Here is a 10,542-nt window from a genome sequence, read left to right on the forward strand (position 1 = left end):
CGTGCTCTACGACGCCGGCCTGAAGACAATCACCGACCTGCTGTAGCGGTGCTGAGACTGCGCTGGGGCAGGCCTGAATACTGACTGAGCGGGCGGATAAGCGCATTGGAGCCAGCCTGTTCGATGATGTGGGCGGTCCAGCCGGTGATACGGCTCATCACGAAAAGTGGGGTGAAACTGGGGATGTCGAAGCCCATCAGGTAATACGCGGGGCCAGTCGGGAAGTCCAGGTTCGGTTTGATCCCGGTGGCGGCGAACATCTCGTTCTCCAGCACCTGGTAGATGTCCAGCCAGCACTGACCGTCGGTGATCGCGGCGACGCTGGCCAGCGCCTCTTTCATCGTCGGCACCCGGGAGTCGCCGTTCTTGTAAACACGATGCCCGAAGCCCATGACTTTATCCTTACGAGAAAGCTTGCCGTGCAACCATTCCGACGCCTTGTCGGAGTGACCGATCTCGATCATGTCGTGCATGACCGCCTCGTTCGCGCCGCCGTGCAGCCGGCCTTTGAGCGCGCCGATCGCCGCGGTGACAGCGCTGTAGATGTCCGACTGCGTCGACGTCACCACCCGCGCCGCGAACGTCGACGCGTTGAAGCCGTGCTCGGCGTAAAGGACCATTGACTGCTCGAACGCCTCGACCACGACCGATTCGGCGACTTCGCCGAAGCACATGTTCAGGAAGTTCTCGGCGTAACCGAGGTGGCTGTGCGGAGGGATCGGTGCCAGGCCACGCCGGCGGCGCATGTCGGCGGCCACGATGGTGGGCAGCACGGCGAACATGCGCAGCGACTTGGCGAAGTTGGCAGCCTCGGCGCTGTCGTCCTCCTCGGGATCCTCGGCACCCAGGTAGCTGATCGCGGTGCGGACGACGTCCATCGGATGACAGTTGTCGGGCAGCTTGGCCAATAGCGACAGCATCGAACGGTCCAACCGGCGGCTGGCACGCTCACGCTGGCAGAACAGCGCCAACTGGGCGTCGGTGGGCAGTTCGCCGTGCCAGAGCAAGTAGGCGACCTGCTCGAAACTGCACCGGGCGGCCAGATCCTGCACCGGGTAGCCACGGTAGGTCAGCGAGTTGGTCTCCGGCACCACCTTGGAGATCGCGGTGGTGTCGACAACGACACCGGCTAGACCCTTGTGAACGCCTTTGTGAACTTCTGTCCTGCTCATTGGATGCCTCCTGCGATGTCGTCATCAAATTGGTTGTAGTCGGCGTAGCGCAGCAATTCGTAAAGCCTATTGCGGTGCTGCATCTGATCGAGCAAGCTAGATTGTGTTCCCGCGGCATCGATTTCACGCAGGCCGGTTTCGACGGCGTGCATCGCCAGCCGCAGCGTGGTGACCGGGTAGATCACCACGTTGTAGCCGATGTCGGTGAGCTGCGAGATGCTCAGCAACTCCGATTTGCCGAACTCGGTCATGTTGGCCAGCAGCGGAGTCTCCACCGCGGCACGGAATTTCTCGAAATCCCCCGGGCCGGCCAACGCTTCCGTGAAGATCAGGTCGGCTCCGGCGTCGGCGTAGGCGCGTGCCCGCTCAATGGCGCCGGGCAGGCCTTCGATGCTGGCGGCATCGGTGCGCGCGCAGATGACGAAGTTTGGATCCCGGCGCGCGGCCACCGCCGCCCGCAGCCGTTTGACCATCTCTGCGGTCGGGACCACGTCCTTTCCGTCAAGGTGCCCACACCGTTTGGGATTGACCTGGTCCTCGAGATGACAGCCCGCCAGCCCGGCGTCCTCCAGCAGTGTGATGGTGCGCGCGGCGCTCATCGGCTCACCGAATCCGGTGTCGGCGTCGATCAGCGTGGGCAGGTCGGTGGCCGCCGCGATCTGCGCTCCGCGCGCCGTCACCTCGGTCAGCGTGGTCAGCCCGATGTCGGGCAGCCCCAGGTCGGCGGACAATACGGCGCCGGAGACGTAGACGCCCTCAAACCCGATCTCGGCGACGAGCTTGGCCACCAGCGGTGAGAATGCGCCCGGGAAGCGTTGCAGCCGACCGGAGTTCAGCCCGGCCCGAAACGCCGCGCGTTTGTCGGCGGCGCTGGCTGCCGCCCCCAACAAACCGATCATCGGAAGATCCCCGACGGAATCGTCGGCGCCTTGTCCAGCACCTCGGGCGCGACCCGCACATTCAGTGCGCCCAACTCGCCGCCGTTCAGGTCGCCGACCCGCTGCACGGCATCCAGGAATCGTTGCTGCTCAATGGAATCCACCACACCGTCGGCGAGCTCGGTGAACTTGCCGATGTACTGCTCACGCCCGAACGGCCGTGCCCCCAACGGATGCGCATCGGCGACGGCCAGCTCATCGGTGATCACCTCGCCGCTCTTGAGGGTCACTTCCGCGCGCGCCCCGAACGCCTTTTCCTTGCGCTCGGTCGAGTGATACCGGCGGGTCCACTCCGGGTCCTCGACGGTGGCGATCTTGTGCCACAACTCGACGGTGTCTGCGCGGTGCGCGCGTTCGGGGGCATACGAATGTTCGTGGTGCCACGTGCCGTCCTGCATCGCGACGGCGAAGATGTAGGGCAGCGAGTGATCCAGCGTCTCCCGCGACGCGTCGGGATCGAACTTCTGCGGGTCCCCTGAGCCGGTGCCGATCACGAAGTGGGTGTGGTGGCTGGTGTGCAACACGATCGATGCGATCTGGCCGAGGTCGCCGATCCGCTGGCGCAGCCGGCGCGCCAGGTCGATCGGCGCCTGGCTCTGGTATTCGGCGGAGTGCTCCTTGGTGTAGCTGTCCAGGATGGCGCGTTTGGGTTCGCCCGGCGCGGGCAGCGGCACCTGATAGGTGCGCTCAGGCCCGCCCAGCAGCCAGGCGATCACACCATCCTCGCCCTCCCAGATCGGCGCCGCTGCACCCTCGCCCCGCATCGCCCGATCGACCGCCTCGATCGCGACCTTCCCGGCGAACGCGGGCGCATACGCCTTCCAGCTGGAGATCAGGCCCTTGCGTGATTGGCGGGTCGCCGTGGTCAGGTGCAGCGCCTGGCCGACCGCCTGGTAGATGGTCTCGGTGTCCAGCCGCAGCATGGTCCCGATGCCGGCGGCCGCAGCGGGCCCCAGGTGTGCCACGTGGTCGATCTTGAACTCGTGCAGGGAGATTCCCTTGACCAGATCGATCTGGATCTCGTAGGCGGTCGCCAGGCCGCGAATCAGGTCGGCGCCGCGCACACCGAGTTGCTGCGCGACGGCGACCAGCGGTGGGATGTTGTCGCCGGGATGCGAATACTCGGCGGCCAAAAACGTGTCGTGGAAGTCCAGTTCGCGCACCGCGACCCCGTTGGCCCACGCCGCCCACTCCGCCGAGTAGCTGCCGTCCACACCGAAAACCGCGGCGCCCGGCGTAGCCGGATGAGACACCGCCTGCTGGCGCGCGGTGGTGACCGGTCTGCGTAGCACCGAGGCGGCACTGACCGCGGCGTTATCGATCATCCGGTTGATCACCATCGCCGCGGTCTCGGCGGGTACGGCGACCGGGTCCGCGGCCACCTCCGCGATCTTGTGAGCGAGATGCTCGGTGCGCGGGAAGTCGTCGGCGCTGCGGTGCGTCCGAACCGAATGGATCAACATAATCCGCACACTATGCAAACTCCGTCGTTAAGGAAAGCCCCTGTATATGTGGAATTTTGTGTCCTCATCAGCCTCAGATTGCGAATGTTGCGAAAGCCATCCGGAGTAATGTGTCGGCGGTGGCGAAGATGTTTTCGGGTGCCCGGTTGCGGCGGTTGCGAAACGAGCGCGGGCTGAGCCAGGTCGCGCTGGCCCGGGCGCTGGACCTGTCCACCAGCTACGTCAACCAGTTGGAAAACGACCAGCGGCCGATCACCGTGCCGGTGCTCCTCGCGCTCACCGAACGGTTCGACCTGCCCCCGCATTACTTCTCCTCCGATTCCGACGCTCGGCTGGTGGCCGACCTGTCCGATGTGTTCACCGCGGCCGGGACCGAAGACGCGGTCAACCGTGCTCAGATCGAGGAACTGGTCGCCCGGATGCCCGAAGTGGGCCGCAGCCTGGTTGCCGTGCATCGGCGGTTGCGGGACGCCACAGAGGAACTGGAGGCCTATCGCTCCCGCGCGACCACCGAAACGTCGCCACCGCCCGGACACCCGATGCCATTCGAGGAAGTCCGCGACTTCTTCTACGACCGCAACAACTACATGGGCGAACTGGACACGGCGGCTGAGGAGATGTTCACCGAGAACGGAATGACGCTCGGCGGGCTGGACATCCAGCTTGCGGCGCTGATGCGCGAGCGGTTCGCGGTGAACGTCGCAATCGACGGCGATCTCGCTGAGCACGCCAAGCGGTCCTATGATCCCGACACCCGGATGCTGCGCGTCGCCCAGTGGCTGTTGCCGGGGCAGCGAGCCTTCCAGATCGCCACTCAGCTGGCCTTGCTCAGCCAATCGGAGCTGTTGTCGGCGATCTTGGCGACCGACGACCAACTCACGCCGGAATCGCGCGGCGTCGCCCGAATCGGGCTGGCCAACTATTTCGCCGGTGCATTTCTGCTGCCGTACCGCGAGTTTCACTGGGCTGCAACCGAACTGCGTTACGACATCGACCTGCTGGCCCGCCGCTTCGAGGTCGGCTTCGAGACGGTGTGCCACCGGCTCTCCACCTTGCAACGACCGCAGCTGCGCGGGGTGCCGTTTATCTTCGTCAGGACCGACAAAGCGGGCAATATCTCAAAGCGCCAGTCCGCCACTGCCTTTCACTTCAGCCGGGTGGGCGGCAGCTGCCCGCTGTGGGTGGTGCACGACGCCTTCGCCCAGCCGGGCCGGATCGTCACGCAGGTCGCCCAGATGCCCGATGGCCGTTCGTATTTCTGGATCGCCAAGACCACCGGACCCGAAGGACAGGGTTATCTGGGCCAGCACAAAAGCTTCGCAATCGGTTTGGGCTGCGACCTGGTGCACGCCGACAAGCTGGTCTACTCCACCGGCATCGCGCTGGACGACCCGAGTACCGCCGTCCCGATCGGAGCCGGCTGCAAGATTTGCAACCGGCCGTCGTGTGCGCAACGCGCATTCCCCTATCTCGGCGGCCGCGTCGTCGTCGACGAGAACACCGGCAGCAGCCTGCCGTATTCGCCTGCCACTGCGCCGCAATCGGTGTAGCTTGCTGCTGGGATTAGCCATGGCAGATGTCGATTATTGCGTTGTGGGTGCGGGTTTCGCCGGTTTGACGGCCGCCCTGCGGCTCAAACAAGCCGGTCGCTCGGTGGCGCTGCTGGAGGCCCGCGATCGGGTCGGCGGGCGCACCTACACCGAGGTTCTCAGCAACGGGTCGTGGATCGATCGCGGTGGCGCATGGATCGGGCCGGGCCAGGATCGCGTCTACGCGTTGATGAGCGAGTTCGGTGTGCCGGCCTACAAGCAGTACATCGACGGTGAGTCGCTGATGATCGTCGGCGGCAAGCAGCACCGTTATGCCGGCGCGATCCCGTGGACGGTGAGCCCGTGGGCGACGATGAACCTCGGCGTCGGGTTGATCAAAGTGCGGCAGATGTGCCGATCGATTCCGCTGCAGGCCCCATGGCAGGCCCGCAAGGCCACCGAGTGGGACCAGACCAGTTTGGCGGCATGGCTGGACAAGAACATCATGTCGCAGCAGGCCCGCGACATGCTGGACATGGCACTGGCCGGCCCCTACACCTCGGCCGCATCAGAGGTGTCGTTGTTGTGGGTGCTGTATCAGATGGCCTCGGGCGGCGGGCCGGACTTTGTGGTGTCGAGCAAGGACGGCTCCCAGGATTCCCGCCCTGTGGGCGGGATGGGCGCCATCTACCGCCCGGTGGCCGCCGAGCTCGGCGATGCACTGCAGCTCTCCCAGCCGGTGCGGCAGATCGCCCACGACGCCGACGGCGTCACGGTCCACTCCGACGAGCTGACCGTGCGGGCACGACGGGTGATCGTGGCCGTTCCGCTGGCCATCGCCGGCCAGATCGACTACCAGCCGACGCTGCCGCTCGATCGGTTGTTTCTGCACCAGCGGATGCCCAGCGGCGCGATCGTCAAGATCTCGGTGGTCTACGACGAGCCGTTCTGGCGCGCCGCGGGCCTGTCCGGCCAGACGGCCTCGCCGGGCTCGCTGGCCACCCTGACCATCGACGCCTGCACCGACATCGGCACGCCGGGGGTCATGTGTGTGATCACCGAAGGCCCGGCCGCGCGACGGCTGGGGCGACTTGCGCCAGCCGATCGCCAAGCGGCGGTGGTGGGTGAGCTGGTCGATCGGTTCGGCGAAAAGGCCGGTTCACCCATCGGCTACCACGAGCAGGACTGGAGTGTCGAACGCTATTCCGGTGGCGGGATGATCAGCCACGCGCCCACCGGCGTGCTGACCGAGTTCGGCTACACCGTGCGTGAGCCGTGCGGCCGCATCCACTGGGCCGGCACGGAGAGCTCGGCCGTGATGTGCGGATGGGTCGACGGCGCCATCCGCTCCGGGGAGCGCGCCGCAGAAGAAGTGCTGGCCCGCGAAACGACAGCGGCTACTGAGCCTGTTTGACCGGTGGGCGGTAGAAGAGCAACAGCTGACCAACCCCGCCGCCCAGGCCCAGCAGCAGCGAGATCAGCAGACCGTGCCAGCTGTTGCGCCAGTTGTGCCCGAAGATCAGCCAGTCCAGGCTGTATTGGCCGGGGCCGATCGTGGCGACGGCGACGGCGCCGGTGGCCAGCACCAGGTTGTATTCCCAGCCCTCCTTGACGATGAAGAAGCCGTTGTGTCGGTGCACGGTCCACGCGGCGACGAACATCAGCGCAACGAAGCCGGCGGCCGGGATCGGCGTCAGAAACCCCGCGGCCAACCCCAGGCCTGCGCTGATCTCGGTGCTGGCCGCGACCACAGCCTGAAACTTGCCGTTCTTCATGCCGATGCTTTCGAACCAGCCCGCGGTCCCGGGTATCCGGCCGCCGCCGAAGAACTTGTTGTAGCCATGAGCTGCGAGAGTCAACCCCAGCACCACCCGCAGGATCAGCAACCCGACGTCGTTAAAGGCACCAGTCATAGACGCCAACCTAGATCATCGGGTAGGCACGGATGGGCAGAGGTATCGTCCCACCCGCAAACAATCGCAAAGGAGACGCACATCAAGATCGCCATCATCGGCGCCGGCAACGTCGGGCGCACCCTGGGCACCGCGTGGCGGGACCGCGGGCACGACGTCACGTTCGGTGTCCGGAATCCGGACGACCCGAAGTACGCATCGCTGGATGCGGTGCAGGCCAACGAGTCTGCTGCCGCTGCAGCCGATGTCGTGGCGCTGTGCACACCGTGGCAGGGCACACGGCAGGCCGTACAAAGCTGTGGTGGGCTCGCCGGCAAGGTCGTCATCGATTGCACCAACCCACTCACCCCCGACTTCAGCGCGCTCGAGACCGGGCTGACCACCTCCGGGGCCGAGCAGGTCGCGAGCTGGGCAGCCGGTGCAAGGGTCTGTAAAGCGATGAATCAGATCGGCGCCCCGATGATGGACGGGCCGCAGGTGCCCGGCAAACCGGTGATGTTCGTCTGCGGCGACGACGATCAGGCCAAGTCGGTGACCGCCGCGCTGGTCAGCGAGCTGGGCTTCGAAACCGTCGACGCCGGCGATCTGACGCTGGCTCGGCTGCTGGAGCCGTATGCGCTGCTGTGGATCCATCTCGCGTTGCGCCGCGGATTCGGCACCAACTTCGCGTTCGGCCTGTTGCGCGGCCAATCCTGAGCATCCGGATGGCTTCCCCTTCTGTCCCTTCTGGGCCTCCTGTGTTACTGCTGGACGGCGACGCGAACTACCCACCGGAAATTCTGGGCCACAAGGCGCATGGCATCGACATGATGCGCCGCAACGGTCTGCCGGTGCCGCCCGCGTTCTGCATCACCGCGGAGGTGGGCGCGCGCTACCTCCCCGAGCCCGAGGCGACCATCGACGCGATCTGGGATGACGTGCTCGACGGAATGCGCCGGCTGGAGGCGGCGACCTCGCGCACGTTCGGACGAGGACCACATCCGCTGCTGGTCAGCGTGCGCTCCGGGGCAGCAGTGTCGATGCCCGGGATGATGGACACGGTGCTGGATCTCGGGATCAACGACGCCGTCGAGGAGGCGCTGGCGGCAGAGGGCACCGCCGGATTCGCCCGCGACACCCGGCGTCGGTTTCGCGGGTCACCGGTCGGCCGCGACGCGCCTGCCGACCCATACCTACAGTTGCGCGCCGCGATCGAGGCTGTGTTCGCGTCGTGGGGCTCGCCGCGCGCCGCCGCCTATCGCGCCCATCACGGGCTCGACGACCGGGGCGGCACCGCGGCGGTGGTGCAGGCCATGGTCTTCGGCAATATCAACTCCAATTCCGGTGCCGGCGTTGTTTTTTCGCGAAACCCGATGACCGGCGCCAACGCGGAGTTCGGCGAGTGGCTGCGGGGCGGTCAAGGGGACGACGTGGTATCCGGCACGGTCGACGTCGAACCGATCACCGCGCTGCGCGACCAGCAGCCCGCCGTCTACGACGAACTGATCGGCGCCGCCCGGTCGTTGGAGCGACTCGCCTCCGACGTGCAAGAGATCGAGTTCACCATTCAAGACGGGACGCTGTGGCTGCTGCAGACGCGGCCGGCGAAGCGTTCCGCACAGGCCGCGGTGCGCCTGGCCTTGCAACTGCGCAGTGACGGCCTTATCGACGATGCCGAGACGCTGCGACGGGTGACACCGGCCCACGTGGAGGCGCTACTGCGGCCATCGCTGCAGCCGGAAAACCGCTTGGCTGCAATGCTTTTAGCCAAAGGCTTACCGGCTGGACCCGGCGTGGTCTCGGGACGGGCCTATACCGAAGTGGACGCCGCGATCGATGCCGCCGATCGTGGCGAGGATGTCATTCTGGTGCGCAACCACACCAGCCCCGACGACATTCACGGCCTGCTGGTCGCACGCGGCGTCGTCACCGAAACCGGCGGTGCCACCAGCCACGCGGCCGTGGTCAGCCGAGAGCTCGGCCGGGTGGCCGTGGTGGGCTGCGGCGGCGGAATCGCCGAATCGCTGGCCGGCAAGCTGGTCACCGTCGACGGCAACGAAGGCGAAGTGCGCGACGGGAGCCTGCAGCTGACCGCCTGGTCGGAAGACAACACGCCAGAGCTGCGCGAGTTAACCGAGATCGCCCGACGCATCAGCCCGCTGCGCGTCCATTCCAGCGGCGAGTATCAACGCCTGGAAAGCCATTCCGACGGCGCGGTGCGCGCCGTCATCGCCGGCGGCCACACCGACGTAGTCTCCGCCAGCCCGCTGCTCGCAATGCTCGCCGCGCTGCGACTCAGCGAGGACACGTGAGTGAGCTGACCGTATTGCAAGCGGTCCGACTGAAGGGTCGGGTGAGCCTCGCCGACCTGGCCGCGACGCTCGGAGACGATGCGGACGAGCTTGCCGCCACCGTTGACCGGCTGACCCGGTCGGGCTTGCTGGTGGACGGCAAGGTGCTGCGGCTCAGCCCCGACGGCCGGGTCCGACTCTCCGAGTTGCTGGCCACCGAGCGACAGCAGATCGACACGGCGTCATTGGCCGTCGCCTATGCCGATTTCCGCGCCGTCAACGCCGAATTCAAAGCACTGGTCACCGATTGGCAGGTCAAGCACGGCCAACCCAACACACACGACGACGCCGAGTATGACGCCGCGGTGGTGGCCCGCCTCGATAGCGTGCACCAGCGGGTAGCGCCGATCGTCGCCGCGGCGGCTGCGCAGGTGCCGCGGCTGGCGCGCTATTCGGCCAAACTGCAAGCGGCGCTGGACAACGTCCACGCCGGCGAGACGCTTTGGTTGTCCCGACCGCTCATCGACTCCTACCACACCGTCTGGTTCGAACTGCATGAGGAGCTCATCCTCGCGGCTGGCCTGACCCGCGAGTCGGAAGCTAAATCCGGTGATGTTCAATAGCTTTCGCTACAGCTCCGTGTCCAGCCTGGCAACATACTCGTCGATGTCACCAACCGCGGATTCGGCGGCGTGGACGCTGATCGCCACGGTGTCGCCGATCCCGTGCACGCCATGGACGAGGCCCATCGCCGGTGACAGCGCTGGATAGCCAGCGGTCAGCAGTACCGGTGCGCCGCCGAAGCGCAGGTCGCCGGGTCCACGGTAAACGCTGGACACCACGGTATTGCCGGACACTTGCGATGGTCGGGCGTCGGGATCGAAGCGGCTAATCCCCCACCGCAGCAGCGGAGCGGGCATCGCGGCAAATGCACGGTCAGAAGCCTGCGCCGCAGGGTGCTGAAAGCGGCGACGGGCGGCGGCCAGGTCTGCGGCGATCGGCTCCACACGGGCCTGCCGACTCAAGCCCGGATAGAGCCCGACCGTTACGTTCGAGAAGTGGTTATGTGCTTGCGGCACACCGGGTTTAGCCATTGGCACCTCGGCGCCCAACGATGCCGCCGCATCGCCCAGATGGCCGGACAGTGCACCGGAGACCGCAGCTAATACCGCGACGGTGACGGTGGGACAGCGCAACTGCGCGCGGTGGCGCACCAGTGTGCGCACGGCGCGCGCACCGGCGGGCCGGGCATTGGTT

Annotated in this window: 10 protein-coding genes; 5 read left to right on the forward strand and 5 right to left on the reverse strand. The window is 66.5% G+C overall.

Annotated elements, in window-relative coordinates; genetic code table 11:
* Positions 1-29: 29 nt before the first annotated feature.
* Genes WAN71_RS26330 through prpD form a run of 3 tightly spaced genes read right to left on the reverse strand, consistent with a single transcriptional unit; the run spans position 30 to position 3,573 of the window.
* On the reverse strand, positions 30-1,172 hold the full coding sequence (locus tag WAN71_RS26330; protein WP_422228140.1) for a bifunctional 2-methylcitrate synthase/citrate synthase: 1,143 nt from the start codon (positions 1,170-1,172) through the stop codon (positions 30-32).
* Complete coding sequence (gene prpB / locus WAN71_RS26335; RefSeq protein ID WP_422228141.1) at positions 1,169-2,071, reverse strand: methylisocitrate lyase; 903 nt, start codon at positions 2,069-2,071, stop codon at positions 1,169-1,171. The genes WAN71_RS26330 and prpB overlap by 4 nt, the downstream gene beginning before the upstream one ends.
* Positions 2,068-3,573, reverse strand: a complete 1,506-nt coding sequence (gene prpD, locus WAN71_RS26340; protein ID WP_422228142.1) for a 2-methylcitrate dehydratase PrpD — start codon at positions 3,571-3,573, stop codon at positions 2,068-2,070. The genes prpB and prpD overlap by 4 nt, the downstream gene beginning before the upstream one ends.
* A 128-nt stretch (positions 3,574-3,701) precedes the next feature.
* Between prpD and WAN71_RS26345 the strand changes: the two genes are divergently transcribed.
* Positions 3,702-5,123, forward strand: a complete 1,422-nt coding sequence (locus tag WAN71_RS26345) for a short-chain fatty acyl-CoA regulator family protein (protein WP_422228149.1) — start codon at positions 3,702-3,704, stop codon at positions 5,121-5,123.
* Between the two features lie 19 nt (positions 5,124-5,142).
* On the forward strand, positions 5,143-6,516 hold the full coding sequence (locus WAN71_RS26350) for a flavin monoamine oxidase family protein (protein WP_422228143.1): 1,374 nt from the start codon (positions 5,143-5,145) through the stop codon (positions 6,514-6,516).
* Here the strand turns inward: WAN71_RS26350 and WAN71_RS26355 are convergent.
* Positions 6,500-7,015 (reverse strand): DoxX family protein, encoded by a 516-nt coding sequence (locus tag WAN71_RS26355; RefSeq protein WP_422228144.1) that lies wholly within the window; start codon positions 7,013-7,015, stop codon positions 6,500-6,502. The genes WAN71_RS26350 and WAN71_RS26355 overlap by 17 nt on opposite strands.
* Between WAN71_RS26355 and WAN71_RS26360 the strand changes: the two genes are divergently transcribed.
* Genes WAN71_RS26360 through WAN71_RS26370 form a run of 3 tightly spaced genes read left to right on the forward strand, consistent with a single transcriptional unit; the run spans position 6,944 to position 9,908 of the window.
* The gene (locus WAN71_RS26360; RefSeq protein WP_422228145.1) at positions 6,944-7,711 is read left to right on the forward strand and encodes an NADPH-dependent F420 reductase; all 768 of its coding nucleotides are present in this window, start codon (positions 6,944-6,946) and stop codon (positions 7,709-7,711) included. The two genes, WAN71_RS26355 and WAN71_RS26360, sit on opposite strands and share 72 nt — an antisense overlap.
* 8 nt (positions 7,712-7,719) lie before the next feature.
* Positions 7,720-9,306, forward strand: coding sequence for a pyruvate, phosphate dikinase (locus WAN71_RS26365; protein ID WP_422228146.1), 1,587 nt, complete (start codon positions 7,720-7,722; stop codon positions 9,304-9,306).
* Complete coding sequence (locus tag WAN71_RS26370) at positions 9,303-9,908, forward strand: MarR family transcriptional regulator (RefSeq protein WP_422228147.1); 606 nt, start codon at positions 9,303-9,305, stop codon at positions 9,906-9,908. The genes WAN71_RS26365 and WAN71_RS26370 overlap by 4 nt, the downstream gene beginning before the upstream one ends.
* A gap of 6 nt (positions 9,909-9,914) precedes the next feature.
* On the opposite strand, the gene WAN71_RS26375 is transcribed toward WAN71_RS26370, so the two are convergent.
* Positions 9,915-10,542 (reverse strand): WS/DGAT domain-containing protein (locus WAN71_RS26375; RefSeq protein ID WP_422228148.1); only part of this gene is annotated, 628 nt, incomplete at its 5' end.

Source organism: Mycobacterium sp., assembly GCF_049280035.1.
Taxonomy (GTDB): Bacteria; Actinomycetota; Actinomycetes; order Mycobacteriales; family Mycobacteriaceae; genus Mycobacterium.